The 25,832-nt window shown below is 60.4% G+C and carries 21 protein-coding genes and 3 pseudogenes; 10 read left to right on the top strand and 14 right to left on the bottom strand.

The window, feature by feature from the left end:
• The first annotated feature begins 53 nt into the window (after nt 1-53).
• Nucleotides 54-1,457, top strand: a complete 1,404-nt coding sequence (locus C4J93_RS14720; protein ID WP_124367234.1) for an MFS transporter — start codon at nt 54-56, stop codon at nt 1,455-1,457.
• 42 nt (nt 1,458-1,499) lie between these two features.
• Here C4J93_RS14720 and C4J93_RS14715 read toward each other — a convergent pair whose 3' ends face one another.
• Both C4J93_RS14715 and C4J93_RS14710 read right to left on the bottom strand, forming a co-directional pair.
• Nucleotides 1,500-2,792 carry a sorbosone dehydrogenase family protein gene (locus tag C4J93_RS14715; RefSeq protein ID WP_124404370.1) on the bottom strand — a complete coding sequence of 431 codons (1,293 nt, stop codon included), beginning with the start codon at nt 2,790-2,792 and terminating at the stop codon, nt 1,500-1,502.
• The gene (locus C4J93_RS14710) at nt 2,789-3,211 is read right to left on the bottom strand and encodes a DUF2231 domain-containing protein (RefSeq protein WP_124407424.1); all 423 of its coding nucleotides are present in this window, start codon (nt 3,209-3,211) and stop codon (nt 2,789-2,791) included. The genes C4J93_RS14715 and C4J93_RS14710 overlap by 4 nt, the downstream gene beginning before the upstream one ends.
• Nucleotides 3,212-3,415: 204 nt before the next feature.
• Here C4J93_RS14710 and uvsE point away from each other — a divergent pair, with 204 nt between their 5' ends.
• The 3 genes from uvsE to C4J93_RS14695 are packed head-to-tail and all read left to right on the top strand — an operon-like array spanning nt 3,416 to nt 5,736.
• A complete protein-coding gene (uvsE, locus tag C4J93_RS14705; RefSeq protein ID WP_124429741.1) occupies nt 3,416-4,444 on the top strand; it encodes a UV DNA damage repair endonuclease UvsE in 1,029 nt (342 codons plus the stop codon).
• Between the two features lie 39 nt (nt 4,445-4,483).
• Nucleotides 4,484-4,963 carry an ATP-binding protein gene (locus C4J93_RS14700; protein WP_124429740.1) on the top strand — a complete coding sequence of 160 codons (480 nt, stop codon included), beginning with the start codon at nt 4,484-4,486 and terminating at the stop codon, nt 4,961-4,963.
• Nucleotides 4,960-5,736 (top strand): nucleotidyltransferase domain-containing protein, encoded by a 777-nt coding sequence (locus C4J93_RS14695; protein ID WP_124429739.1) that lies wholly within the window; start codon nt 4,960-4,962, stop codon nt 5,734-5,736. The genes C4J93_RS14700 and C4J93_RS14695 overlap by 4 nt, the downstream gene beginning before the upstream one ends.
• Nucleotides 5,737-5,904: 168 nt before the next feature.
• Here the strand turns inward: C4J93_RS14695 and C4J93_RS14690 are convergent, their stop codons facing one another.
• Complete coding sequence (locus C4J93_RS14690; protein ID WP_124429738.1) at nt 5,905-6,459, bottom strand: cysteine hydrolase family protein; 555 nt, start codon at nt 6,457-6,459, stop codon at nt 5,905-5,907.
• A gap of 85 nt (nt 6,460-6,544) precedes the next feature.
• Complete coding sequence (locus C4J93_RS14685) at nt 6,545-7,117, bottom strand: TetR/AcrR family transcriptional regulator (protein ID WP_124429737.1); 573 nt, start codon at nt 7,115-7,117, stop codon at nt 6,545-6,547.
• 141 nt (nt 7,118-7,258) lie between these two features.
• On the opposite strand from C4J93_RS14685, the gene C4J93_RS14680 reads away from it, so the two are divergent.
• The 3 genes from C4J93_RS14680 (at nt 7,259) to C4J93_RS14670 (ending at nt 13,969) form a co-directional block, all read left to right on the top strand.
• Nucleotides 7,259-7,960 (top strand): glutathione S-transferase, encoded by a 702-nt coding sequence (locus tag C4J93_RS14680; RefSeq protein ID WP_124370886.1) that lies wholly within the window; start codon nt 7,259-7,261, stop codon nt 7,958-7,960.
• 158 nt (nt 7,961-8,118) lie between these two features.
• Nucleotides 8,119-11,622, top strand: coding sequence for an AAA domain-containing protein (locus C4J93_RS14675; RefSeq protein ID WP_124429736.1), 3,504 nt, complete (start codon nt 8,119-8,121; stop codon nt 11,620-11,622).
• A 145-nt stretch (nt 11,623-11,767) separates the two neighbouring features.
• Entirely contained in the window at nt 11,768-13,969 is a 2,202-nt protein-coding gene (locus C4J93_RS14670; RefSeq protein WP_124429735.1) for an OsmC domain/YcaO domain-containing protein, read from the top strand.
• Between the two features lie 312 nt (nt 13,970-14,281).
• Here C4J93_RS14670 and C4J93_RS14660 read toward each other — a convergent pair whose 3' ends face one another.
• From C4J93_RS14660 to C4J93_RS14645, 4 genes are all read right to left on the bottom strand, one after another.
• A complete protein-coding gene (locus tag C4J93_RS14660) occupies nt 14,282-15,448 on the bottom strand; it encodes a cystathionine gamma-synthase (protein WP_124429733.1) in 1,167 nt (388 codons plus the stop codon).
• A complete protein-coding gene (locus C4J93_RS14655; protein WP_124429732.1) occupies nt 15,445-16,821 on the bottom strand; it encodes a cystathionine beta-synthase in 1,377 nt (458 codons plus the stop codon). The genes C4J93_RS14660 and C4J93_RS14655 overlap by 4 nt, the downstream gene beginning before the upstream one ends.
• Nucleotides 16,822-17,128: 307 nt before the next feature.
• Nucleotides 17,129-17,611: a VOC family protein gene (locus tag C4J93_RS14650; RefSeq protein ID WP_124429731.1), complete on the bottom strand. Its 483-nt coding sequence runs from the start codon at nt 17,609-17,611 to the stop codon at nt 17,129-17,131.
• Nucleotides 17,612-17,655: 44 nt separating this feature from the next.
• Nucleotides 17,656-18,834, bottom strand: a complete 1,179-nt coding sequence (locus tag C4J93_RS14645; protein ID WP_124429730.1) for an MFS transporter — start codon at nt 18,832-18,834, stop codon at nt 17,656-17,658.
• Between the two features lie 94 nt (nt 18,835-18,928).
• Here C4J93_RS14645 and C4J93_RS14640 point away from each other — a divergent pair, with 94 nt between their 5' ends.
• Complete coding sequence (locus C4J93_RS14640; protein ID WP_124429729.1) at nt 18,929-19,822, top strand: LysR substrate-binding domain-containing protein; 894 nt, start codon at nt 18,929-18,931, stop codon at nt 19,820-19,822.
• A gap of 238 nt (nt 19,823-20,060) precedes the next feature.
• On the opposite strand, the pseudogene C4J93_RS14630 reads toward C4J93_RS14640, so the two are convergent.
• Nucleotides 20,061-20,419: pseudogene (locus tag C4J93_RS14630) on the bottom strand (helix-turn-helix domain-containing protein); the annotation flags it as partial.
• 83 nt (nt 20,420-20,502) lie between these two features.
• Nucleotides 20,503-21,072 carry a hypothetical protein gene (locus C4J93_RS14625; RefSeq protein WP_124429728.1) on the bottom strand — a complete coding sequence of 190 codons (570 nt, stop codon included), beginning with the start codon at nt 21,070-21,072 and terminating at the stop codon, nt 20,503-20,505.
• A 382-nt stretch (nt 21,073-21,454) separates the two neighbouring features.
• Here C4J93_RS14625 and C4J93_RS14620 point away from each other — a divergent pair.
• Nucleotides 21,455-21,641: pseudogene (locus C4J93_RS14620) on the top strand (transposase); the annotation flags it as partial.
• Nucleotides 21,642-21,693: 52 nt separating this feature from the next.
• On the opposite strand, the gene C4J93_RS14615 reads toward C4J93_RS14620, so the two are convergent.
• The gene (locus C4J93_RS14615) at nt 21,694-21,996 is read right to left on the bottom strand and encodes a hypothetical protein (protein WP_124429727.1); all 303 of its coding nucleotides are present in this window, start codon (nt 21,994-21,996) and stop codon (nt 21,694-21,696) included.
• A gap of 357 nt (nt 21,997-22,353) precedes the next feature.
• Here C4J93_RS14615 and C4J93_RS14610 point away from each other — a divergent pair, with 357 nt between their 5' ends.
• Nucleotides 22,354-23,568 (top strand): aldose 1-epimerase family protein, encoded by a 1,215-nt coding sequence (locus C4J93_RS14610; RefSeq protein ID WP_124429726.1) that lies wholly within the window; start codon nt 22,354-22,356, stop codon nt 23,566-23,568.
• A gap of 36 nt (nt 23,569-23,604) precedes the next feature.
• Here the strand turns inward: C4J93_RS14610 and C4J93_RS14605 are convergent, their stop codons facing one another.
• The 3 genes and pseudogenes from C4J93_RS14605 to C4J93_RS14595 form a co-directional block, all read right to left on the bottom strand.
• On the bottom strand, nt 23,605-24,225 hold the full coding sequence (locus tag C4J93_RS14605) for a LysE family translocator (protein WP_124429725.1): 621 nt from the start codon (nt 24,223-24,225) through the stop codon (nt 23,605-23,607).
• A 106-nt stretch (nt 24,226-24,331) separates the two neighbouring features.
• Nucleotides 24,332-24,562 (bottom strand): DUF6429 family protein, encoded by a 231-nt coding sequence (locus C4J93_RS14600; protein WP_124429724.1) that lies wholly within the window; start codon nt 24,560-24,562, stop codon nt 24,332-24,334.
• A gap of 33 nt (nt 24,563-24,595) precedes the next feature.
• A pseudogene (locus C4J93_RS14595) lies at nt 24,596-25,740 on the bottom strand (ATP-binding protein).
• Nucleotides 25,741-25,832 lie beyond the last annotated feature (92 nt).

Raw genomic sequence — 25,832 nt, 5'->3', positions numbered from 1 at the left:
GACGACATATGACGTTACATATGTCCTACCTAACAAAAATAAAAAGTGATGCCATGAATCTGAACGAGCCCATCAGTGCCCATCGTGTCGGCCAGGCGGTCGGCAGCTATCGCTGGACGATCTGCGCGATGCTGTTTTTCGCCACTACCGTCAACTACCTCGACCGCCAGGTGCTCAGCCTGCTGGCGCCGCAGTTGTCCACGCAATTTGGCTGGAGCAACACCGATTACGCCAACATCGCGGCGGTGTTCCAGTTCGTCTATGCGATTTCCATGCTGTTTGCCGGGCGGTTTGTCGACAAGATCGGCACCAAGGCCGCCTACGTCGTGGCGATTGGCATCTGGTCCACCGGCGCGATCATGCATGCCTTCTCGGTGCAGATGGGTGAGGGCCTTGCGGCGATCAGCACTGCCGTCGGCCTGGCGGTGATTCCGGTGTCGATTGCCGGTTTCATGCTGTCACGGGCGGTGCTGGCGATTGGCGAGGCGGGCAACTTTCCCATCGCGATCAAGGCCACGGCCGAGTACTTCCCCAAGAAAGAGCGCTCCTTCGCCACCGGGATCTTCAATTCGGGCGCCAACGTAGGCGCGATTTTGGCGCCCATCTGTGTGCCATTGATCGCCGGGATGTGGGGCTGGGAAGCGGCCTTCATGGTCATCGGCATGCTGGGCTTCGTGTGGGTGGCCGTGTGGGCCGCCGTGTACGAAAAACCTGAGCAGCAAAAACGCCTGTCTGCCGAGGAACTGGCCTACATCCGCAGCGACCAGACCGTACAACCCTTCACACCATTGGCTGCGGGCGCAACACCGAAAAAAGTCTCGTGGTTCAAATTGCTGACCTATCGCCAGACCTGGGCCTTCGCTTTCGGCAAGTTCATGACGGACGGCGTCTGGTGGTTCTTCCTGTTCTGGCTGCCGACTTACCTGTCGGCGCAATACGGCATGAAGGGCGCCGATATCGTGATGCCGCTGGCCGTGCTGTACAGCATGACCATGGTTGGCAGTATCGGGGGTGGCTGGTTTCCTAGTTATTTCATGGCACGGGGCGACGCGCCCTACGATGGCCGCATGAAAGCCATGCTGGTGATCGCGCTGTTCCCGCTGGTGGTGCTGCTCGCGCAGCCGTTGGGCTACATCAGCTTCTGGGTCCCGGTACTGCTGATCGGCGTGGGCGCCTCGGCACACCAGGCGTGGTCGTGCAATATCTTCACCACGGTATCGGACATGTTCCCGCAGAAAACCGTCGCTTCGGTGGTCGGTATCGGCGGCATGGCGGGAGGCTTGGGCGGGGTGGTAATGACCAAGATCGGCGGCTGGGTGTTCGACTACTACAAGTCCATCAACGACATTCACACTGGCTACATGATCATGTTTGCGATCTGTGCCCTGGCGTACTTGGTGGCGTGGAGCGTGATGAAGACGCTGGTGCCGCGCCATAAGGAAATCACCGACCTCTGAGTGAGAGTGCCGGAGCGGGCAAGCCGCTCCGGCAGTGTCGGTTCATCGATTACGCGTTACCCGCCACACTGTGTTGGCCAAGTCATCGGCAATGATCAGCGCACCTTTCGGGTCCACCGTCACACCGACCGGGCGACCACGGGTCTTGCCATCCTCCCCGCGAAAACCGGTGGCGAAGTCCACAGGCTCGCCAGCCGGTTTGCCGTTGCTGAACGGTACGAAGATCACCTTGTAGCCCACCGGATTATCGCGGTTCCAACTGCCGTGTTCGCCAACGAACACGCCGTCGGCGAATTTTTCGCCCATGGCCGGGATGGAGAAATCCACACCGAGTGCCGCAACGTGCGAGCCGAGGCTGTAATCGGGCTTGATCGCCGCAGCCACTTTGGCCGGGTTCTGCGGTTGCGCACGCGGGTCGACGTTCTGGCCCCAGTAGCTATAAGGCCAGCCGTAGAAGGCGCCTTCACGCACCGAGCTGAGGTAATCCGGCACCAGGTCCGGGCCCAGTTCATCGCGCTCGTTGACCACCGTCCACAGCTGCCCCGAACCCGGTTGGATAGTCAGCGCCGTGGGGTTGCGCAGGCCGGTGGCGTAGGGCTTGTGCGCACCGGTCGCGGCATCGATCTGCCAGACCATCGCCCGGTCGATTTCCACTTCCATGCCGCGCTCGGTGATGTTGCTGTTGGAGCCGATCCCGACATAGAGCTGGCGACCGTCCTCGCTCACCGCCAGGGATTTGGTCCAGTGGTGATTGATCTGCGCCGGCAGGTCGGTGACCTTGGTCGGGGCGCCGCTGGCTTTGGTCTGGCCGTCGGCATAGTCGAAGCGCACCAGCGCGTCCTGGTTGGCCACGTAGACTTTGCCATCGGCGTACGCCAGGCCATAGGGCGCGTTGAGGTTGTCGGCGAACACGGTCTTGAGTTCATAAGTGCCGTCACCATCGGCATCGCGCAACAGCGTGATGCGGTTGCCGCTCTTGACCTTGGTATTGCCCTCGGCCTTGATCAGGCTGGCGATCACATCCTTGGGCTTGAGCTTGGCCGCGCTGCCGCCACGGCCTTCGGCGACGAGGATATCGCCGTTGGGCAGTACCAGGGTCTGACGCGGGATGGCGAGGTCGGTGGCGATCGCCGTGATGCTGTAGCCCTCGGGTACCTTGGGTTTCTGGTCGCCCCAGGCGACGGGCTCGGCGATCTTCATGCTCGGCAGCAGGCTGCTTTGTTGGGCCGGTAACTTGGGGTCGGGGCCGTGGACCTGAGTCTTGTCGCCTTCGCCGCCGCACGCGGCCAGCAGCAACGCTGCGCTTAACAGGGTCAAGGTGTGGGTGGTTTTCATTGGTCAGCTCCCGAACGCAGGTTAGTCAGGCCGATCCACGTCGCTACCATCGCCAGCAGTGTGACGATCACTGACAGCACCAGGCCGGTCGGCATCATGGCGTAGGCATCCTTGGCGTGCTGGAAGGCGTTAATCAGCCCCAACACCCAAGCGGCCAACAACACCAGAAAGTAGGCGGCAGGGCGCCCGGCCTTGCGTTCGGCGCGCAGCAGATTGACCAGGGCGAATAACAGGGCGAACCCACTGAACACCAACGCACCGGCAATCAGCCAGGAGGCGAAATTGGCCCACTGAATCTGGTAGGTCTGGCCGTAGGCAATGTCACTGAGCGTAGCGCCGAGGAACAGCGGCACGCTGCCGGCGAGCAAGGTCGCATGCAGCGGGCCTGGCGTGCAGCGATAGGCGGGAAGGGTAGTCATGGGGGATGCAGCTCCTTATCGTTCGGCACGCCTGGCTAGGCGTGCGATGACTTTGCATAGGCTTTGCACATAGGCTTTGCATAGGAAAGGAGCGCGCTGTTTGTGAGAAAGTTCACCGAAGGTTCGTGTCCGGATGTTTTTCGAACCCTTGTCCGCCGGATTCACCTAAGCCTCTAACCATCATTGCTTATTACAGGCGTTCCCATGACCCACCCGCGCATCGGCTTTGCATGCCAGTACAAGCACCCCGAACGACTGCCTTCGGCCAGTGCCTTGAAGCTGATCGAAGGCCCGTTCAACCCGCGTACCACCACGTTGCGCTGGATGAACAGCGTCGAGCCCAAGGTGGCGCGGGATAAACTGGTCGAGGTAGTCACCCACAACCTCGCCGCCCAATTGCGCCTGCTGGCCTACGTCGCCGAGTTGCCGCCGACCCTGCGCATGCTGCGCCTGAGCAGTGACCTGTTGCCGTTCTACAGCCACCCAGACGTTGCCGCTGTGTATCAGGACCCGGCGATCCAGCGCCAACTGCAGGAAGGGTTTGCCGCCATCGGCGAGCTGGCGCGGGCGTCGGATATCCGCCTGTCGTTTCATCCCGGCCAGTACTGTGTGCTGGCCTCGGAAAACCCCGGCGTGGTGGAGAACAGCCTGGCCGAATTCGAGTACCACGCCGACATGATCCGCATGATGGGTTACGGCCGGCGCTTCCAGGACCTCAAGTGCAACGTGCACATCGCCGGGCGCCTGGGTGTCGAAGGCACGCGGGCGGTGTGGTCGCGCCTGTCCGAAGTGGCGCGCAACTGCATCACCTTCGAGAATGACGAGAAAACCTACGGCCTGGACCATTGCCTGCAGGTCGCCGACCTGGCACCGGTGGTGCTGGACATTCACCATTGCTGGATCAACGAAGACCACTACATCGACCCCGACTCCCCACGCGTCGCCCAAGTCATCGACAGCTGGCGCGGCGTGCGGCCCACGATGCATTACTCCCAGCCCCCGGAAAGCCTGCAGGCACTGGGCTTTGATGCCGAGCACAAACTGGAAGTGGCGGCCTTGTTGAAAGTGGTGTCCAAGCGCGACCTCTACGCCCACAGCGCGCAGATGTGGAACCGCTGGACCAACGACTATGCCCTGCAGTTTCTGGATCGCTTCGACATCATGCTCGAAGCCAAGGACAAGAACATCGCCGCCCTGGCGTTCTATACGTATTGGCAGCACCGATCCGCCTGAAACATGGCATGCTTTGCGGCCCCACAAAGGAACCGTCCCATGGCTACCCTGCATCTGCTTTGCGGCAAGATTGCGTCCGGCAAGTCTACGCTCGCCAGCAGTCTTGCCAGCGAACACGCTGCCATCTTGCTCAGCGAAGACCATTGGCTCGCCACGCTGTATCCCGGTCAGATCAAGACCATCGCCGATTACCTGGCCTGTGCCCGGCAGATCCGCGGTGTCGTGGAGCCGCTGGTGATCGATCTGCTGAAGTCGGGCGTCAATGTGGTGCTGGATTTTCCGGCCACCACCCTGGCCAATCGCGAATGGCTGCTCACCTTGGCGCAGGCCGCCCAGGCACCGCATTGCCTGCATTACCTGGAGCTGGATGACGCCAGCTGCCTGACTCGACTGCACGCACGCAACGCCAGCGGCGAGCATGATTTCGCCGCCACCGATGCCGAATTTGACCTGATTACCCGCCACTTTCGTGTGCCGAGCGAAGAGGAAGGCCTGGTGATCGAGGTGCATAGCTTATGAGTGCTGAATCGCCTGTCGGTGTTGACGCCAACGGCTATGTTGTCACCGTGGGTGCTGCGCCTGTGCAGCCTGAATTCGAGCCTCTACTGGCGGATGTGCTGGCGACGCTTTCACAGCCAACGTTCGGCCTGGATGGCATCTACCTTTACGGCAGTGTCGCCCGGGGTGATGCGAGTGCCGAGGCGTCTGATCTCGATCTGACCCTGGTATTGAGTGATCCCCCTCAGGCAGCCGTGCTTGAACAGCTTGAACGGGCGCGGCTGGCGCTGGAGCAGCGGCATCCGTGTGTCACGAAGGTAGATTTCGACATCGGCCACCGCGCACAGGTATTGGCACCGCAGAACCATAATCGCTGGGGGTTCTGGCTCAAGCACCATTGCCGGTGCCTGTGGGGCGATGACCTTGGGTTGCGGTTCGAGCCATTCCGGCCAAGCCGCGATATCGCCCTGGCACTCAACGATGATTTTGTGGAAGTGCTGAGCCGCTATCGCGCAGACATCGTGCAGGCCGCGAACACACCGCAACGCCTGCGTTTGCAGCGCGAAGCCGCGCGCAAGTTGATCCGCTCCACACATACGCTGCGGTCAGCAGAAGCCACGATGTGGCCGCAGACACTGGAGGAACATGTGGCGCTGTTCCGGCAGCGTTATCCGACCATGATCACCCAAATCGCCTACTTCCTGTTTGAGGCCAGAAACCCAAGCGCTGAGGGTGAAGCGTTCCTGCTGCGTCTTGATGCATTCCTTGACTGGATGGCCTCGCAGCGGCAATAAACCCATAACCTGTGGCGAGGGAGCTTGCTCCCGCTGGGGCGCGAAGCGGCCCCGCTCTTCGCTTTAAAAGGATGGGCCTGCTGCGCAGTCCAGCGGGAGCAAGCTCCCTCGCCACAGTGACCGTTGTGATCGGAAAGGAATCAATCAAATGCGCGTCCGAACAAGCGCTCAGCCCAGCAGCGCTTGGGTCTCAACTACCCTCGCATAGTCCATCGCCAGGTTACTCAACGACAACGCATGTACATCTTCCGCCGGCCATAGCCGGCCCGACAGATCAGTCTGGTCGAAGGTGAAGCAGGCGTCCGCGACCACGATCACGTCAAAGCCCAGATTGCCAGCCGAGCGGGCCGTTGCCTCGACGGAGTTGTTGGTAATGACGCCAACGATCACCACTTGCCTGATCGAGCGCGTATGCAGCCAGCGCTCAAGCCCAGTAGCGGTGAACGCATCCGGAACGTTTTTTTCCATCACTTGTTCATGGGCGAGGGGCTGCAGCGCGTCCTGGAATTCGCAGCCTGGTTGACCAGGCCAGAACACCGAGCCAGGGGAACGAGAGATATGTCGCACATGAATAATTGGACGTTGCGCCTGTCGCCACGCGGTAAGAAGCTGCTGCATGCGTAGTTCGGCGTCTGGGTTGTTGCGTCGACCAAGAGTGGGGTCGCTCATGCCTTTTTGCATGTCGATGATCACCAGCGCCGCATTTATCGCTAACGGTTCCATGGGCTGTCCTTTTGCGTGTGAGGCGCGAAACATAGCAGTCAGGGCAGGGCGGCGAACAGTGAGCTGAGCGCAATGCGCGTGACCCTCAACCCGTCACACCCGGCAGCAACCCGGCCTCCTGATAACTCACCACCAGTTCATCATACAAACCGATATCCGCGCGCGTGCGAGCAATCAATTGCGCGCCGGCGACAGCGGTGTAAATTGCACGGGCGCGGCGCTGGCAACTGTCTGCATCGCCCAGCTTGAGCTCAGCGAGCCGTGCGGCCAGCCACGCCACGTTGATATCAGCGAATGCAATCACCTCTTTTTTGACCGGTTCGGGCAAGTCCTGGTATTCCGCCGCCATGAAGCTGGACAGGCACAGGCGATTGCCGTTTTCAAGTGATGTTCGAAAAATGCTCGGGTAGCGCCGCAGGCAGTCGCGCGGGTCAGGCGTTTCGCGGTGAAGGGCGTCGAGCACGTTGGCGGTGTCTTCCCAATAGCGTTTTGCGACCGCCGCGCCGAGGTCGGCCTTGCTGGGGAAGTGGTAGTAGATACTGGCGTTCTTGATCCCCACCGTTTCGCCGATGCTGCGAAAGTTGATGCCGCTGTAGCCGAAATGCTGCGCCGCGATCCGGGCGGCTTCCAGAATGGCTTCTCGGGCGTTTTCGCTCACGTATAGAGTCCTCGGTGGTTGGGTGACAGTGCGAAGTCTACACCTGAAAAAATCTACCTGCCAACTGACAGGTAGTGGTTGACAGTCCCAAATGAAGGCCTCAATCTCCACCTACCACTTGACAGGTAGGCGGACAGAATCATGACTTTTCAGCAAACCCATTCCAATGCTTCCACTCACCCAATGATGAAAATCTACGACTGGTATAACGGGCCTTACCCGGCACGTGTTCGAATCGCCCTGGCAGAAAAGGAGCTGCTCCCTCGCACTGAATTCGTGTCGATCAACCTCTGGGAGGGCAAGCACAAGCAACCTGCTTTCCTGGCCCTGAATTACTCCGGAACACTGCCCGTGCTGGAGTTGCAGGACGGCACCCTGATCGCCGAATGCACGGCTATCACCCAGTACCTGGATGTGCTGGATGGCAACCCGCTGCTCACCGGCAAAACGCCGACCGAGCAAGGCCTGATTCATATGATGACGAGGCGCGCGGAAATCGAATTGATGGATGCGGTCAGCGTTTACTTTCACCACGCCACTCCTGGGCTGGGGCCTGAAGTCGAGCTCTATCAGAATGCTGAATGGGGTCAGCGCATGGGCGACAAAGCCGTAAGAGGTATGCGCCACTTCGACGCCATCCTCAAAACCCGGCCCTATGTGGCGGGCGAGGCGTTTTCGATGGCCGACATCGCCTTGCTGGGCGGGCTGATTTTCGCGTCGTTGGTCAAGCTGCCCGTGCCCGAGGAATGCCAGGCGCTGCTGGCTTGGCATGCCAGGATGAACGAGCGCGCCAGCGTCAAGATCTGGCAGGCGATGGTGCAAGAGGGCGATCAAGCCAACTGAAAGCCCGTATGTGCACGTGATCGGCAGCTCGGGCAACGCCATGGGTCCAGCTAAAATACCCAGGTGATTGCCCACCTGCTCCCTGAACCGTTACCCTCGGTCCACATCCCCACCCACCGACCGTAACAGTGAGTCACGGTCTGCACTGAATCAGGACGATGAACGATTATTCTCTGAAACTCGCCAACTACTGGCGCACCTCGCTGGCCGACGCGGAAAACGGCAATGGTGCGTTATCCCCGAACCACGTCAAAACCTACGCTGCCGTGCCCCTGGCTGCATTAGCCGCCGGTTGTTTGCCGGTTGAGCAAGTGGACAGCCTATTCGCCGACGAACCGGCCCAACTGCTCCAGGTGGAGGTCACGCTACGCCCGTTCGTGTACGCCTCACGCCAGGAGCACCGCCAGGCGCGCAACGGGCTGCCGGCGTTCATCACGCCGATCATTTGCCGTGTGTCGGTCACCCGCGACGGGCTGATCTATCCGACCGGGCCCACGCTGGTGCCGCGCGATATTCTGGAGCCGTTGGATCGCGACAACTTCACCATCGGCGCCCAGCATGACCTGGATACGTTTCTAACCGCACAAGATGCGCCGCAGTTCGAGCCGCCACCCGCCGGCACAGAGGTGCAGCCGGAGCACTACCGCGAGCAGTGGATCACCTACCTGCGCTATTGCAAGACGATGTTCCAGACGGTCTGCAACGCCTGGAACGGCGTGGACGACGGTTTTGATCCGGTCAACTATTGCTATGTGTTCAAGGAACAGAAGGCCGAAGGTTTCAGCCGCAATATCGTGGCGCTGTACGATCATTTGCGCCTTGGCAAACCGGATGCGCCGTTGTTCGAGCGGTTCGCACAACGCGAGCGCATGCCCGATGAGCCGTGCCTGGCCGCCAACAGCCTGTTCGCCGGGCGAGGAGGGCATGCCGGCGACGAATACGCGCTGGCGCCTGCCCAACGCGACAGCCTCGCACACCTGCTGGCGGGTAACGCCGGGGATATCCTGGCGGTCAACGGGCCGCCGGGTACGGGTAAGACCACGTTGCTCTTGTCGGTCGTCGCCTCGCTTTGGGCCAAGGCCGCTGCCGAGGGCGGCGAGCCGCCGGTGATTGTCGCCAGTTCTACGAACAATCAGGCGGTCACCAACATCATCAAGGCATTTGGCAAAGACTTCTCGGCAGGCACCGGCCCCTTTGCTGGGCGCTGGCTTCCGGATATCAACAGCTTTGGCGCTTACTTTCCAAAGGCCGCTGCGGAAGCGGAGATGGCCCGCACCTATCAGACCAAAAGCTTTTACCTGGAGCTGGAGACGCAGGCCTATCTGGATAAAGCGCAGCAGGCTTATCTGGAGCGTGCCGCCATCGCCTTTCCCGAGCAGGCGCCGCCCACGCTCAAGGCCACCGTCGACAAGCTGCAGGCCCTGATTCAACTGCGCCAGCAGCAACTGGGCGATATCGAGAAGGGCTGGGCAAGATTGAACGCGGCGCGCGACGCCATGAAGGCCTTGCTCGGCGATAATCCATACACGGCAATTGCGGCGCTTGAAGGGCAATGTCGGGCGCAGTCCGATCAGTTGGCAAACGCCAAGGCACGCCTGAAAGATTTCAAGCATTACCTGGCCCATGAGTCATTGATCTACACGCTGTTCGGCTGGTTCGGCCCGATTGCCGCCAAACGCCTGCGCTTGGCCAAACTGCACATCGATGAAACTGATGCACAGCTGCAGAGCGCCAACGATGTGCATGAGATAGAGCGCCTGCTGACGGCCGCCGTGGCGCACACCGCTCAAAGCCTGAAAATCCTTGAAACCCAGCGTGAGCGTGTGGAGCACTTGCGGCGCGATGAACAGCGCGAGCTGTCGAACTGGCAGGCGGTGATTGCCCGGTTACCCGATGCCATCGGCAAGCCCGCCGCCGAGGTAACGCTGGAGGACTGCGACCGTTGGGCGGACACCTCGCTGCGCTTCGAGACGTTCCTGCTGACCACGCATTATTGGGAGGGCCGCTGGCTGTTGGAGGTCGCCGATGAGCTGCCACTGATTCTTAAAAACCGCAAAAAAAACGGCCGCAAGACCCTGGAGAAAAACTGGCGGCGCTGGATGAAGCTCACGCCTTGCGTGGTGGCGACGTTCTACCGCTTGCCGGCCGAGCTGTCGTGCAGCCGCCATGACGGCAATGGTTATGTCGCCGATTACGCGTTGAATTTCATCGACCTGCTGATCGTAGACGAGGCGGGCCAGGTCCTGCCCGAAGTGGCGGCGCCATCGTTCGCCCTGGCGCGGCAAGCGTTGGTGATTGGCGACACGCAACAAATCGAACCGATATGGTCGGTGCCGCCGTCGGTGGATATCGGCAACCTGCTCGCTGCCGGCCTGCTGTCGCGCAGCCGTGTGGACGATGAGTACGAGGCTTTCTGTGACAGCGGGCGCAGTGCCGCCAGTGGCAGCGTCATGGCGATTGCGCAGTCCACCAGCCGCTATCACTACGACCGCGACCTGGCCCGCGGCCTTTATCTGTATGAACACCGCCGTTGCTATGACTCGATCATCGATTACTGCAATGCGCTCTGCTACAAGGGCAAGCTGCAACCGCGACGCGGCGCCAAACCGCAGGGTGGCCTGCCGGGCCTGGGTTACCTGCATATCGACGGGCTGTGCCAGCAGAAGCAGGGCGGCAGCCGCCATAACCTGCTGGAAGCACAGACCATCGCTGCATGGATCAAGGCCAATGAACAGCAGCTGACCCAGCGCTATAACAAGGAGCTCTGGGAAATTCTCGGGGTGATCACCCCCTTTGGCGCGCAGACCCAGGCCATTACCGAGGCATGCACCGCCCTGGGTATCCGTACCGGCAAAGGCGACGGTGAAATGACCGTTGGCACCGTGCACTCCTTCCAGGGCGCCGAACGCCCGGTGGTGATTTTTTCTGCGGTATATTCCAAGCATGCCGACGGGGCGTTTATCGACCGTAGGGACAGCATGTTGAACGTGGCGGTTTCCCGCGCCAAAGACAGTTTTCTGGTGTTCGGCGATATGGACCTGTTCAGCCAGATCCCCGCCAGCAAGCCGCGTGGCAGGTTGGCGCAGTACTTGTTGAACAGCGCGGACAATGCGCTCACGTTTGATTTCCAGCCTCGGGCGGATTTGCTGACGGCGCGCACCGGGTTGAGCCACCTGCATGAGTTTGCCGAACATGATCAGTTCCTGTTGCAGACCCTGGAGACGGCGCAGCAGCAGGTGCAGATCGTGACGCCCTGGGTGCGCCTGAGGGGGATGCGCGAAAGCGGCGCCCTTGAGGCCATGTGCGGCACCGTGCAGCGCGGGGTGCCGGTCACGGTGTATACCGATTTGCACTTCAACACTGGCATCGGCCGCAGCAAGTCCGACGGTGACTCCGGCAAAGTCGCCGAATTCAAGGATGCGCTGGCCACTTTGAAGCACCATGCCGTGCAGGTGCGTGTGGTCAACAAGGTGCACAGCAAGCTAGTGATGGCCGATGAAGCGCTGTTGTGCGTGGGCTCGTTCAATTGGCTGAGCGCGGCGCGCTCGGGCGATTATGTGCGCCATGAAACGTCCATGGTCTATCGCGGGCCGGACGTCAGCAGCGAGTTGGCGATCAATCGAACCAGCCTGGCGCAACGCCTGATTTCGCGCGAACTCTGACCGGCCATCACGTTATGCCAGCGGCTCAAGCGCTGCTGGCATAGCGATACCGATCAGCAGCCCACACGCAAAACCCTGAGACTTCCCGGCGAAAATCTTCATAATGGCGGCCATTTTGTTTAGCCCGTTATTCTGGTGTGCCCGCATGGAAATTAAGGTCAACTTTCTCGACAACCTTCGGCTTGAAGCCAAGTTCGATGATTTCACGGTGATTGCCGACCAGCCGATTCGCTACAAAGGCGACGGTTCGGCGCCGGGGCCATTCGATTACTTCCTGGCTTCGTCGGCGTTGTGTGCGGCGTACTTTGTGAAGTTGTACTGCGCCACGCGCAATATTCCCACGGAGAATATTCGCCTGTCGCAGAACAACATCGTCGACCCGGAAAACCGCTACAACCAGATCTTCAAGATCCAGGTCGAGCTGCCGGCGGACATCTCGGACAAAGACCGCCAGGGCATCCTGCGCTCCATCGACCGGTGCACTGTGAAAAAAGTGGTACAGGCCGGGCCCGAGTTCGTGATCGAGGAAGTCGACAACCTCGACGCCGACGCCCAGGCGCTGTTGATGCCCAGCTCGACGTCGGAGGCGGGCACCTACATCGCCGGCAAAGACCTGCCGCTGGAGCAGACCATCGCCAACATGTCCGCGATCCTGGCGGGCCTGGGCATGAAGATCGAAATCGCCTCGTGGCGCAATATCGTGCCCAACGTCTGGTCGCTGCATATCCGCGATGCCCACTCGCCGATGTGTTTTACCAACGGCAAGGGCGCGACCAAGGAAGGCGCGCTGGCCTCGGCGTTGGGCGAGTTCATCGAGCGGCTCAACTGCAACTTCTTCTACAACGACCAGTTCTGGGGTGAGGAACTGGCCAACGCGCCCTTCGTGCATTATCCGGATGAGCGCTGGTTCCAGCCGGGCCCGGACGATGAGTTGCCGCGTGAAATCCTCGACGCCTACTGCCTGAAGGTCTACAACCGCGACGGCGAGCTGCGCGGTTCGCACCTGTTCGACACCAACTCGGGCAACGAAGCGCGGGGCATCGTCTCGCTGCCGTTCGTGCGCCAGTCCGATGGCGAGGTGGTGTATTTCCCCTCCAACCTGATCGAAAACCTCTACCTGAGCAACGGCATGAGCGCCGGCAACACCCTGGCCGAAGCCCAGGTGCAGTGCCTGTCGGAAATTTTCGAGCGGGCGGTGAAGCGCGAGATCATCGAAGGCGAATTTGCGCTGCCGGATGTACCGGCTGAGGTGCTGGCCAAATACCCCGGCATTCTGGCCGGTATCGAAGGCCTGGAGGCCCAGGGCTTCCCGGTGCTGGTCAAGGACGCGTCCCTGGGCGGTGAATTCCCGGTGATGTGCGTGACCCTGATGAACCCGCGCACCGGCGGCGTATTCGCCTCGTTCGGCGCGCACCCAAGCATGGAAGTGGCGCTGGAGCGCAGCCTCACCGAACTGCTGCAAGGCCGCAGTTTCGAAGGCTTGAACGACTTGCCGCAGCCGACCTTCGAAGCCCAGGCGGTGACCGAGCCGAACAACTTCGTCGAGCACTTTATCGACTCCAGCGGTGTGGTGTCGTGGCGCTTCTTCAGCGCCCAGTCCGATTATGAATTCGTCGAATGGGACTTCTCCGGCCACGGCGAAGACTCCAACGCCCAGGAAGCCGCGACGCTGTTCGGTATTCTGGAAGGCATGGGCAAAGAGTCGTACATGGCGGTTTATGAGCACTTGGGCGCCACCGCCTGCCGCATCCTGGTGCCGGACTACTCGGAAATCTACCCGGTGGACGACCTGATCTGGGACAACACCAACAAAGCGCTGTTTTTCCGTGAAGACATCCTCAATCTGCACCGCCTGGACGAAGCGCAGTTGCAAGCGCTGGTCGAACGTTTAATCGAAAGTGAGCTGGACGACTACACCGACATCACCACGCTGATCGGCATCGAGTTCGACGACAACACCGCCTGGGGCCAACTGACCATCCTGGAGCTGAAGCTGCTGATCTTCCTCGCGTTGCAGCAGCATGAGGAGGCCAAGGAATGCGTGGAAATGTTCCTGCAGTACAACGACAACACCGTCGAACGCGGGCTGTTCTACCAGGCGGTGAATGCGGTGCTGGAGATGGAACTGGACGATGACTTGGACCTGGCCGACTACGAAGCCAACTTCCGCCGCATGTTCGGTAACGAACGCATGGACGCGGTGATTGGCTCGGTCAACGGCAGTGTGCGGTTTTATGGGCTGACGCCGACCAGCATGAAGCTCGAAGGGCTGGACCGGCATTTGCGCTTGATCGACAGCTACAAGAAACTGCATGCGGCAAGGGCAAACGCTACCTCGGCACATTGATGGCTATCTGATGCATGAGGGGCAAAATGTGGGAGGGGGCTTGCCCTAATGCCAGTCAGTTAAGAAGTAGAAAGGGTAAAAAGTAACCTGTGGCGAGGGAGCTTGCTCCCGCTGGACTGCGCAGCAGTCCCATTTTTGGGGCCGCTTCGCGGCCCAGCGGGAGCAAGCTCCCTCGCCACAGGTACAGTGTTCGTCCTTAACTGACTGGCATTAGGGCTTGCCCCCGATGGCGGTGGTTCAGTCACCTGACCCAGTGGCTGACAGACTGCTATCGGGAGCAAGCCCCCTCCCACATTTGATCGATTTCTGACTTTAGATGCGGGCCAGGGCTTGGGCCAGATCCGCGCGCAAATCCTCTATATCTTCAACTCCCACCGACAACCGCACCAACCCATCCCCAATCCCCAACTGCGCCCGCGTCGCTGCTGGGATGCTGGCGTGGGTCATGATCGCCGGGTGTTCGATCAGGCTCTCCACGCCACCCAGGCTCTCGGCCAGGGCGAAGATCTTCACGCTTTCCAGGAAGCGCGTGGCGCCCGGCAAGTCAGTGTTCAAGTCCACTGAAATCATCCCGCCAAATCCGCGCATCTGCCGTTGGGCCAGTTCGTGCTGCGGGTGGGATTTAAGGCCCGGGTAATACACCCGCGACACCTGCGGTTGCTGCTCCAGCCAGGTCGCCAGTTCCAGCGCGTTGCGGCAATGGCGCTCCATGCGCAGGGCCAGGGTTTTCACGCCGCGCAGGGTCAGGAACGCATCAAAGGGCCCGGCGATGGCGCCCACCGAGTTCTGCAGGAAACCCAGGCGCTCAGCCAGTTCAGGGTTGTCGCCGACGATGGCGATGCCGCCGATCACGTCCGAGTGGCCGTTCAGGTACTTGGTGGTGGAGTGCACCACGATGTCGCACCCCAGCTCCAGCGGGCGCTGGATCCACGGGCTGGCGAAGGTGTTGTCGGCCACGCAGAGAATGCCGCGGGCGCGGCAGAGGCGGGCGATGGCGCTGAGGTCGGTCAGGCTCAGCAACGGGTTGCTGGGCGTTTCGACCCAGACCATGCGCGTGTCGTCCCGCAGCGCCGCTTCAAACGCCGATACATCACTCAGGTCCACATAGCTGAAAGTATGCCCGGCGCTGCGCTGACGCACCTTGTCGAACAGACGGAAGGTGCCGCCGTACAGGTCATTGCCGGAAACGATATGCGCGCCGGCATCGAGCAATTCGAGCACCGTGGAAATCGCCGCCAGCCCCGAGGCAAACGCGAAGGCCTGAGTGCCGCCTTCAAGGTCGGCAACGCAACGTTCCAGGGCAAAGCGCGTGGGGTTATGGGAGCGGCCGTAGTCGAAGCCCTTGTGCACGCCAGGGCTGTCTTGCAGGTAGGTGGAGTTGGCGTAGATCGGCGGCATCAGCGCGCCCGTGGTCGGGTCGGGGGACTGTCCGGCATGGATCACACGGGTGGCGAACGCGCCTTTATCGGGCTGGCTCATGCAAGGGATCTCCGTAGGTGGTTGAGCAGGTCGACGCGGGTGATCAGGCCATGGAAGCCCGAGGCGTCGGCAATGATGGCGACCAGGCCGCGATCCAGCTCCGCCTGCAGTTCGGCCAGGCTGGCGCTGGGGGCCAAGGTGTGCAGGGTGCGGGTCATGGCGCTGGCCACGCTCATGGAAAAATGCGTGGCGTCCTGATGCAGGCCCAGCAGCAGGTCGGACTCATCGATAACGCCCGCCAGTTGCGTGCCGTCCACCAGCACCGGCAGTTGCGAGACATCCGCCAGGCGCATGCGCTGGAAGGCGGTGAGCAGGGTATCGTCGGGGCTCACGCTGATTACCCGGCCATCCTCGAAGCGACGGGCGATCAGGTCGCGCAGGTCGCCGTAGTGCTTGTACTGCAACAGACCGGCGTCGTTCATCCATTGGTCGTTGTAGACCTTGGACAGGTAGCGCGTGCCGGTATCGCACACGAAGGTGACCACGCGTTTGGGCTCGGTCTGCTCGCGGCAATAGCGCAGCGCGGCGGCGAGCAGGGTGCCGGTGGACGAGCCGCCAAGAATGCCTTCGGCCTTGAGCAGTTGGCGGGCGTGGTCGAAGCTTTCTGCATCGCTGATGGAGTAGGCCTGGCGCACGCTGGACAGGTCGGCAATCGACGGGATGAAGTCCTCGCCGATGCCTTCCACGGCCCAGGAACCAGGGGTTTCAAGCCGACCGCTGCGGCTGTACTCGGCCATCACCGAACCCACAGGATCGGCCAACACCATGGCCAGCTCGGGCTGCACGCGCTTGAAGAAACGGGTCAAGCCGGTGAGGGTGCCGGCCGAGCCGACGCCTACCACAATCGCATCCACATCATGCTGGGTTTGCGCCCAGATCTCCGGCGCGGTGCTGGTTTCATGGGCCAGCGGATTGGCCGGGTTGTTGAACTGGTCGGCGAAGAACGAACCCGGAATGTCCTTGGCCAGGCGCGCGGCCACATCCTGGTAATACTCGGGATGGCCCTTGCCCACATCGGAGCGAGTGATATGCACCTCAGCGCCCATGGCCTTGAGGTGCAGCACTTTTTCCGTGGACATCTTGTCGGGCACCACCAGCACCACCCGGTAGCCTTTGGCCCGGCCGACCAGTGCCAGGCCCAGGCCGGTGTTGCCGGCGGTGGCCTCGATAATCGTGCCGCCGGGACGCAGGCGGCCGTCGCGCTCGGCGGCATCGATCATCGCCAGGCCGATGCGGTCCTTGATGGAACCGCCGGGGTTTTGCGATTCAAGCTTGAGAAACAGCGTGCAAGGGCCGGTGTCGAAACGGCTGACCTTGACCAGCGGCGTGTTACCGATCAGTTCAAGTACGGCGGGGCGGGAGAGGTTCGGCATGTCGTCACCTGGTTACGGGATGGGCGTAGGGTGGGGGGACAGCAAATCACAGCATGGCTTGAAACATAGGCCGGTCTCGCCAGGGCTGCAACCGGGTGGTCCGATGCATGACTTTTTTTGGCGCATGGAGGGTGAGGGGGGAGGTGGGTGGCGGGCACAGCACCTGCAGGCAACACAGATCAAATGTGGGAGTTGTCGAGCCCCAGCGAGGCTACGAAGGCGGCGGTACTGCTGGCCTATAAACCACCTGACCCACCGCTATCGCGGCCTCGCTGAAGCTCGTGCGCTCCCACATCCACACACCCCATCAGCGCCCGGCGATGGCGGCTTCGATAGTGGCAATGTCAATTTTGCCCATGGTCATCATCGCGTCAAACGCGCGCTTGGCGACGGCGTGATCCTTGCTGGTCACCGCATCCACCAATACCCGTGGCGAGATCTGCCACGACAACCCCCATTTATCCTTGCACCAGCCACAGGCGCTTTTCTGCCCGCCATTGCCGACAATGGCGTTCCACAACCGGTCAGTTTCCTCCTGGTCATCGGTCGCCACCTGGAAGGAAAACGCTTCACTGTGCTTGAACATCGAACCGCCGTTCAGGCCGATGCAGGGGATGCCCAGCACAGTGAACTCCACCGTCAGTTCATCGCCCTGCTTGCCGGACGGGTAATCGCCAGGGGCGTAGTGCACGGCGTTGACTTCGCTATCGGGAAACGTCTTGGCGTAGAAGGTCGCCGCCTCCAGCGCATCGCCGTTGTACCAGAGGCAAATCGTATTTTTGTTGTTCATCGCAGGCTCCTCAGGTTGAAAGGTGCCTGGAGTCTAGACGATCGCTACGCCAGGGCGTCTTTACCACAAGCACCCGCACGCCGCGAGCGCCAGCCCAAACCGAGCACCATCAACAAACCCAGGCCAGCCATCAACGCACCTGCCAGGGAAATGGCGGGGTAGCCCAGCCCGGCATTGATGACCGCACCGCCCAGCACCGCACCGATGGCATTACCGAAATTGAACGCGCCGATGTTCATTGCCGAGGCCAGGTTAGGCGCATCTTTGGCGGCCTCCATCACGCGCATCTGCAACGGCGGTACCAGGGCAAAACTCGCGGCGCCCCACAGCAGGATCGACAGCGCGGCGGGCAGCGGCCATTGCATCAGCACCGAAAAGGCCAGCAGCACGACGATCAACACCACCAGCGAGGTAATCAACGTGCGGTCTACCGAACGGTCCGCCGACTTGCCACCCCACACGTTGCCCAGGGTCAGCCCGATACCGAACAGCACGAGCATGCCGGTGACAAAGTTGGTCGACGCATGGGTGACATCGCGCAAAATCGGCGCGATGTAAGTGAACACCGTAAACATCGCACTCGAGCCCACCACGGTCAGCGCCAACGCTGCCAGCACCGGCCCGCGACCGAGTACGCGGATTTCCGCCATCAGGCTGCCGCCTTTCGGCGCGGGTGCATTCGGCAGCGCCCACCACAGCGCGGCCATCACCACCGCGCCCAGCCCGCTGATGCCCCAGAACGCCGTGCGCCAGCCGAAGTTCTCGCCAAACCAGGTGGCCAATGGCACGCCGCCAATGGTCGCCAATGTCAGCCCCAAAAACATCGCGGCCACAGCCCCCGCGCGCTTCTCCGGCGCGACCACACTGGCCGCCACAATCGAACCGATACCGAAAAACGCCCCGTGGTTCAGCGACGTCACCAGCCTGGCGATCATCAAGGTCTGGTAATTGGTCGCCAGCGCCGACAGCAGATTACCCAAGGTGAAAATCGCCATCAGCCCGATCAACAGATACCGACGCGGCACCCTGGCCGTCGCGAGCGTCATGATCGGCGCGCCGATCAGCACGCCTATGGCATAGGCACTCACTAAAAGCCCAGCGGCGGGGATGGATACGCCAAGGTCGGCGGCAATACCGGGCAACATGCCCATGGGGGCAAACTCCGTGACCCCGATGCCAAAGGCACCGATGGACAAGGCTACAAGGGGTGGATTGATACGCATGGGTGACTCCTCATCTGTGTGCCGAATGCTACAATCCAGCCTTTTGCAGCAGTAGCCCCTGGTTGGGAACTACACCTTTGCGCAGGAGGCACAAATGGACATCGGTGGCCGCTCGGGAGAGATGGAAGTGTTCGTCATGGTCGCCGAGCACGGCAGCCTGTCGGGCGCCGCGCGCGCCCTGGGGCTGACGCCGTCGTCCATCAGCCGCATCATCACCCGCACCGAACGGCGCATCGGCACCCGGCTACTGCTGCGCACCACCCGCGCCATCACCTTCACCGCCGAAGGCGAAGCCTACCTGCGCGGCGCCCGACGCATCCTGGCCGACATGGCCGAAGTCGAAGACGCCATCACCGACCAGGGCGCCCCCCGCGGACGCCTCAGAGTCAGCGCCGCCCTGGCCCACGGCCGCCTGACCGTCGTGCCGCTGATCGCCGCCTTCAGCGCCCGCTATCCCGCCATCGTGGTCGACCTGATGCTCGGCGATGAACTCGTGGATATCCTCGCCGGCCAGGCAGACGTCGCCATCCGCTTCGGCCACCTGACCGACAGCCCCCTGACCGCCCGCCACATCGGCTCCACCGGCCAGGTCATCGTCGCCTCACCGGACTACCTGGCCCGCCACGGCACCCCGGTGACGCCGCAGGATTTACTTGAACACAACTGCCTGCGCTTCAACTTCCGCAGAGCGGCGCCGGATTGGCCGTTTCGGGTGGATGGGCGGGATTTTTCGTTGAAAGTGGCGGGGACGATTGAGGGGAACAGTGGAGAGGCGTTGGCGCAGTTGGCGAAGCTGGGCGCGGGGATTGCACGGGTGGGGGCGTTTAGTGTGGCGCAGGATCTGGAGCGGGGGGAGCTGGTGCCGTTGCTGGAAGCGTATAACCCGGGGGATGTGGAGCCGATTCATGCGGTGTTTGTGGGTGGGGCGGCGATGCCGGGAAGGGTTAGGGCGTTTGTGGATTTTTTGGTGGGGTGGGGTTGGGTGTGAGGGGGGAGCTTGACCGGAATGTTTCGACCCAAAGTAGCCGATCGTGGCAGCTTGAATAAAGCAGCAAGAAACGGATAGCCAGTACTTTACGAATTCCAGTCTGATAGGACTTCAAACCAATAGGAGTTCGATCATGGTGTTCCGTATAACTGGCCCTTCCCCCGAGCCATTCCAGTCGCTGTTTGGATTGACGTACCAAGAGCTGGCATCTCTTGGGATGAAGCGTTCCATCGTTGACAGCAACCCAGGCTTTTCGGGCCATGCTTCGGCAGCTCCATCGAGGTTCACCGATGCGCGGTTGAGTGACTTGCTCAAGAACACGGCGCACCGCTTCAAGGGGCAAAAATGGTTTACGACCCCGATCTGGCTTATCAAGCAAACCGTCCAGCCGTTGAGCTTGGAAGCGCTGACACCAGCACGTGATAACGGGTAGTGAGAACCCGGTCAGCCGGGCAGTCTCTACTCGCGTACAACCTTGGGCCGCCAACAAAATGACTCGTGCCGACGACCGTTGCGCTGGCTGATGGTGGCCGAACGTACGCGCCGGCTCAGCTCGGCGCGCTCTTCTGGACTGAGAACAATTTTGAGTGCGTTCACCTGCGCCTCTCCGAACGTTGGATGACACTGGAAGTTTAGCCAAAATAAGAGAAATGTTAATTCGAGAACGGCACACTAGAGAATCAACCTCTGTAAGTTCGTCTTTTCCATGCATTATCAACAAACACTAAATCTGGCTGTTGCGCAGGGCCAATGGGAGTCCGAGGGCCCTTATCACCTCGCTCAAGAATATTAATATTGTCATAATAAACATCAGAATTTTTTCCAGAAGTACTCTTGAGCTTGACTGAGTTATCGTTACAGCTGACCATGCTTCCCTGTTCAAGATTATGAATACTACCGCCAGTATAAATGCGAAGGTATTCACCTACTGGAATATTCATAAATGTGGCTTCGATCATTGGTCGAAGGAAGCAATGGGCGTCAGGTCTCTTCCAAGTTATGCGCTCGTTATTTGGGCCCGAAAAATCTACATATGGGGTCTTTTCATTACCATAACTCTCAAGCTTCCAGCCGACCTCGCACTCAGGCGGACATTCGACTATAACCCACCCGCCGGACTCAAACCCGCCGAAAATTATTTTCCCGTTGGCAGGCGTTTCAAAGAAGCTTATAGGGAGAGTTAGAGTGTCCGTATCCGCTACGATCTGTTTGATTTCATACTTATGCACCAGTGCAAATTTATTGTTCATGGCATATAGCCCTTATTAAGTTTATATTTACTGTCAGTTCGTAGCCTTACAGGCTCCATATTAGTATTTCATTTGGTCGTTAGGATCGTCCACAAACTCAGACACAGTCCCAAGTACACCGAGTTTCTTGCCCATTCTCATCACTCATTCAAAAGAGTCGATGGAGCTTTACTCTCCCATGAACAACTAAACTCGGAACCTGTGAAAAATGACAGTCCACAATATCAATTAGAAATAATCACACTATCTAAAAGTTATATATCAACAAAATCGAAGCTCGCACCGTGCCCTCTACGCTTACTGCTACACCTTCCTGTTCCGAACGGCTATGAGATCCAGTCACCGCTTCTGCTCGGCGCCCAGTCATCGGAACGGACGCCACCGGAAAACTGCAGCGGGGCTGGATTTGCATGTCATTCTGGACAACGTTCCGCTCACAAAACGGCTGCCATCAAGCAGTGGTTGGAAAGCATCCACGCTTTAAATTGCACTTTACCCCGACCAGTGCATCCTGGCTGAACGCTGTGGAGGGTTGGTTCGCACAACTGGAAAGACGAGCGCTTTACCGGGGTTGCCTTCGCCACGCGCTGGCCTAATTGCTCCAGCGCGCAGAGGTTCTTGCTAACCAGACGTCACAGCGGAACTCTTTTCCACCTCCGAAACTTCCTCCCGCAACCGCCGCCCAATTACCTCCATCAAATCACACCCATCCCGCAACGGTATCGCCAGCAGCTGCGCAAAATCCGAAAGAACGACGCTATCAGCGTCCACCTCACCCCGAAAGGCGATGTTTTCCAACACTTGAGTGACGGTGCGAATACGATAGTCAGCCATCGCTTGCAGCACGTCGAGCGGTGCTTCTGAATCAATGAGAAGGGACGCAGGAACCAGATCGATTCCGGTAAGGGGGATATATCTTTCCATGTTTAAAGCTCCGATAAATACAGTGATTTACCGATAGTCAGGTCGCCAAACCCGGTCGCTCCATGGCGACTGGAGGACTATAAGCGCCCTTGCATTGGAGGATCAACGTCAAGGTTGTAACCAACACGGGTTGCTCAAGTCCAATTACCGTTCAAGCCCTACGCGCAGTCAACAACACCGTCGCCGCCGCCGACAACAACCCCGCATATTTAAAAAATGGTGGCCTGACCCCGAGTTTCCATTTTCCGACTTGCCTCAACCCCTTTTTTGCACTTGCCCACGTAATACCGCCTTTTACTTGCTGAAACGTTTCATCGAGTCTATAAAACGTCCACAACTCCAAAAAAGGCTACCGCCATGACCCCACTTAAATTCGCTGTCGCCCTCACCGCACTCTCTGCCGCCTCCCACGCCATGGCCTGGGACTATGTGCTCCTCGACACCGACAAAGCCGCGCAGAATTGGCAGGTCACCAGCCAGCAACTCGGTGTGCAAACCGACAAACCCTTCAGCGTTACCCTGCGCACTTTGCACGGCGGTCGGCAGGAGGGGGTGAGCATTGTCGACATCGATAACGGCACGATGAAGCTCTCGGTGGTGCCGACTCGCGGTATGAACGTGTTGCAGGCTTCGGTCGGCGATGTGCGCATGGGGTGGGATTCGCCGGTCAAGGAAGTGGTCAATCCTGCCTTCATTGAGCTCAATGGTCGCGGCGGGCTGGGCTGGTTGGAAGGTTTCAATGAGCTGGTCACCCGTTGCGGCTATGAATGGGTCGGTCACCCTGGCATCGACAACGGTGAATTGCTGACGCTGCATGGCAGGGCCGCGAATATCCCTGCGAACACAGTCACCCTGCACATTGATGAAAAGCCGCCGTACGCCATCACCCTGCGCGGCGAACTGAAAGAGCAGGCGTTCAAGAAGGTCGATTTTTCCGTGGCGACCGAACTGGTCACCGAGCCTGGCAGTGTCGTGTTTGCGCTCAACGACACCCTGACCAACAACGGCGACTATCCGAAGGAATACCAGGCGCTGTATCACAGTAACTTCAGCACCCCGTTCCTGGAGCAGGGCGCGCGTTTCGCCGCACCGGTGAAGCAGGTGTCGCCGTTCAACGACAAGGCCAAGGGCGAATTGGCCGACTGGCAAACCTACCGCGCGCCCACCAAGGACTACGATGAAACGGTCTACAACGTGGTGCCCTATGCCGATGCCAAGGGCGATACCTTGACCGTGCTGCATAACAAAGCTGGCAGCCTAGGCGTGTCGGTCGGTTTCAATACGCAGACGCTGCCGGTGTTTTCCCTGTGGAAGAACACCGATACTCAAGGGCAGGGCTATGTCACGGGGCTGGAGCCGGGGACAAGTTTTTCCTACAACCGCCGTTATCAGCGGCCACTGAACCTGGTACCCACCATTGGGCCCAAGGAGCACAAGCAGTTCCGCATCAGCTACAGCTTGTTGGCGGATAAGGCGGCTGTAGACAAGGCCTTGCAGCAGGTCAGCGAGATTCAGGCCGGGCGCGAGACTGAGGTGCGGCAGACGCCGTTGGTTGATTTGACCAAGGAGTAAGGGCGCCTGCGCTGCTTCCACAGGCCGGCGCGGGAGTTACGCCCGGCGCGCCGTCAACAACACTGTTGCGGCCGCCGACAACAACCCCGCGCAGCACCGATTGAAGATCCGCTTACCCCTAGGCTCGGCAAACCAGCGGCGCATATGCAGGCCCATATAGGCGTAAGCGCTGATGGCTATCCATTCCAGGGCCAGGAACATTGCGCCCAGCAAAGCGAATTGCGCGGTAATAGGTTGGCCGGGCACCACGAACTGCGGCAGGAAGGCGGTAAAGATCAGGATGGCTTTCGGGTTGCCTGCCGCCACCAGAAACTCTTGCCGTGCCAGGGCCCATAAGCCCACCTTGCCGGCGACTATTTCCGCTTCTGCCCGCGGGTCTGCGCGCCACAGCTGATAGGCCAAGTAAAACAGATACGCCGCACCAAGCACCTTGATCCCGTAAAACAACAACTCAGAAGTTTGCAGCACCACCGCCAACCCGGCGGAGGCGAGGGCGATCATGCCGGCGAAGGCCAGCAAACGGCCGAGACCGGCGAGGCAGGAGATGCGGTAGCCGTAGCGGGTGGCGTTGCTCACCGACAGCAGGTTGTTGGGGCCGGGCGCCATGTTCAGGGCGAAGCAGGCGGGCAGGAAGAGGGCGAGGGTGGCGAGGTCCATGGCGGCTCCGGAGTGGGTCGGACGGGAGCGTCGAGGATAAGGGGAGTGGGGGCGGTGCGGCAATCGCGGCCGCGTTATGTCGACTCAGGTACAGGTTGTCCTTGACCTAAGCCCTCGTCCCAAACAGCCGATCAGCCAGCTCCCGACCGCGCTCCAGCCCTTGTGTCGTTAACCAGACCGATTTGTTCTTGTTTACCGGGTTATCGATAAAACCCTGTTCATGTAATCGGTTCATTATCTGGAAATCGTGCCCCTTCCAGGAGTTTCCGTCATCGGTGCTGAAGACTGTCAGCAGGGCCAGCACGGCTTCCTCTATCAGCTTTTCGTCGTATTCCATAGTGGTTACACCCCTCGTGAATCGGCTCGTTTCTCAGGCAACGCTGTTCTCTGGTTTATCGATCGGCACTCGCACACTAAACACCGTTCCCTGTTCCGTATCAGAACTCACCTCAATCGCCCCCCATGAGACGCCACGATTTCCGAGGCAATGAACAGGCCCAAACCCAACCCCTCCGTGGGGCCGTGATTGATCGCGGTACGCTGGGAGAAGCGGCCCATGGGGTTGAAGATGAACGGAAGCACGTCCTCGGGGATCGCTTCACCGCTGTTGTGCACGGTGAAGACCGCGAAGCCCTCGCGTATGCCCAGCTCGACTTGGATCGGCCGGGTGGTGTCCCCATGCTGCACCGCGTTGCTGACGATGTTCGAGAAGACCTGCTCCATGCGCGGGCCGTCGAATTGCCCGGCAACCGAGGTTTTGGCGTCGAACATCACGATAGCTTCAGGATGAAAGGTGCGGATTTCTTCTATGACGCGTTGGCACAGCGGTGAAAGGTCGATATCGGCGGTTTTGACCGGGATGCCCGGCCCCATCTGGCAGCGGGTCAGGTCGAGCAGGTCGCCGACGATCTGGCTCGCGCGGCGTACGCTGGTGTAGATCTGGTTGGCGATTTTGGTCGCGCGGGCGCCGGCGTCCTGTGAACGGCGTAGCACGTCGGACCCCAGCAGGATCGCGCCGAGTGGGGTGCGCAAGTCGTGGCCAAGGATGCCCAGGAACATATTGCGTGACGCCTCGACCGCGCGGGAGTAGCTGGCGACGGACTCGGCCAGGGCCTGATCAATGGCTTCGTGGAAGCGGGTCATGTCGTCGACATTGATCGGGGTGCCGTCCTTGATCTGGCGCATCCACTGGCTGACCACGCTGGTGCGCAAGGCGCGGTATTCCGAGACCATCTGGTCGATGGTGAAACCCGCCATCAGCCGCGTCATGGCATGGGTTTCCGCCGCGGTTTCCTGATCGTCCGTCGGCGCCTGGCCCTGAGCCTTGGCTATTTGTTCCTGGCGGGTCTGCTTGGTTCGCAGGTCGCTGACGATGGCCCGCAACATCTGCTCGGCATGGTCGCGCAGCCCGACACTGTCGAGCTCCTCGCCCGGTGTCTCGATGGTTCTGGCGAAATCTTCCCAGGCCTGCAGGATCGGCTCGAGGTTTTCCAGGATGAAATCGGGCAGGCGCATGTCTGTAAATCCTGATGCGAGTCGGGCAGAAGAGCGAGGCTGCGCAGATGAAGGGAAATTCCCGGCAGTGTAGGAGGTTGTTCGCCGCTTTT

It is taken from the genome of Pseudomonas sp. R2-37-08W (assembly GCF_003851705.1).
Taxonomy (GTDB): Bacteria; Pseudomonadota; Gammaproteobacteria; order Pseudomonadales; family Pseudomonadaceae; genus Aquipseudomonas.
This window is presented reverse-complemented; position numbering and strand designations above follow the sequence as displayed.

Excerpts from the sequence above, each read along its gene's own strand:
- C4J93_RS14655 (WP_124429732.1), bottom strand. The coding sequence starts at position 16,821 with ATGCCGAACCTCTCCCGCCCCGCCGTACTTGAACTGATCGGTAACACG.
- C4J93_RS14615 (WP_124429727.1), bottom strand. The coding sequence starts at position 21,996 with ATGGAAAGATATATCCCCCTTACCGGAATCGATCTGGTTCCTGCGTCC.
- C4J93_RS14610 (WP_124429726.1), top strand. The coding sequence starts at position 22,354 with ATGACCCCACTTAAATTCGCTGTCGCCCTCACCGCACTCTCTGCCGCC.
- uvsE (WP_124429741.1), top strand. The coding sequence starts at position 3,416 with ATGACCCACCCGCGCATCGGCTTTGCATGCCAGTACAAGCACCCCGAA.
- C4J93_RS14700 (WP_124429740.1), top strand. The coding sequence starts at position 4,484 with ATGGCTACCCTGCATCTGCTTTGCGGCAAGATTGCGTCCGGCAAGTCT.
- C4J93_RS14650 (WP_124429731.1), bottom strand. The coding sequence starts at position 17,611 with ATGAACAACAAAAATACGATTTGCCTCTGGTACAACGGCGATGCGCTG.
- C4J93_RS14645 (WP_124429730.1), bottom strand. The coding sequence starts at position 18,834 with ATGCGTATCAATCCACCCCTTGTAGCCTTGTCCATCGGTGCCTTTGGC.
- C4J93_RS14670 (WP_124429735.1), top strand. The coding sequence starts at position 11,768 with ATGGAAATTAAGGTCAACTTTCTCGACAACCTTCGGCTTGAAGCCAAG.
- C4J93_RS14675 (WP_124429736.1), top strand. The coding sequence starts at position 8,119 with ATGAACGATTATTCTCTGAAACTCGCCAACTACTGGCGCACCTCGCTG.
- C4J93_RS14690 (WP_124429738.1), bottom strand. The coding sequence starts at position 6,459 with ATGGAACCGTTAGCGATAAATGCGGCGCTGGTGATCATCGACATGCAA.
- C4J93_RS14625 (WP_124429728.1), bottom strand. The coding sequence starts at position 21,072 with ATGAACAATAAATTTGCACTGGTGCATAAGTATGAAATCAAACAGATC.
- C4J93_RS14640 (WP_124429729.1), top strand. The coding sequence starts at position 18,929 with ATGGACATCGGTGGCCGCTCGGGAGAGATGGAAGTGTTCGTCATGGTC.
- C4J93_RS14600 (WP_124429724.1), bottom strand. The coding sequence starts at position 24,562 with ATGGAATACGACGAAAAGCTGATAGAGGAAGCCGTGCTGGCCCTGCTG.
- C4J93_RS14720 (WP_124367234.1), top strand. The coding sequence starts at position 54 with ATGAATCTGAACGAGCCCATCAGTGCCCATCGTGTCGGCCAGGCGGTC.
- C4J93_RS14660 (WP_124429733.1), bottom strand. The coding sequence starts at position 15,448 with ATGAGCCAGCCCGATAAAGGCGCGTTCGCCACCCGTGTGATCCATGCC.
- C4J93_RS14710 (WP_124407424.1), bottom strand. The coding sequence starts at position 3,211 with ATGACTACCCTTCCCGCCTATCGCTGCACGCCAGGCCCGCTGCATGCG.
- C4J93_RS14605 (WP_124429725.1), bottom strand. The coding sequence starts at position 24,225 with ATGGACCTCGCCACCCTCGCCCTCTTCCTGCCCGCCTGCTTCGCCCTG.
- C4J93_RS14715 (WP_124404370.1), bottom strand. The coding sequence starts at position 2,792 with ATGAAAACCACCCACACCTTGACCCTGTTAAGCGCAGCGTTGCTGCTG.
- C4J93_RS14695 (WP_124429739.1), top strand. The coding sequence starts at position 4,960 with ATGAGTGCTGAATCGCCTGTCGGTGTTGACGCCAACGGCTATGTTGTC.
- C4J93_RS14680 (WP_124370886.1), top strand. The coding sequence starts at position 7,259 with ATGACTTTTCAGCAAACCCATTCCAATGCTTCCACTCACCCAATGATG.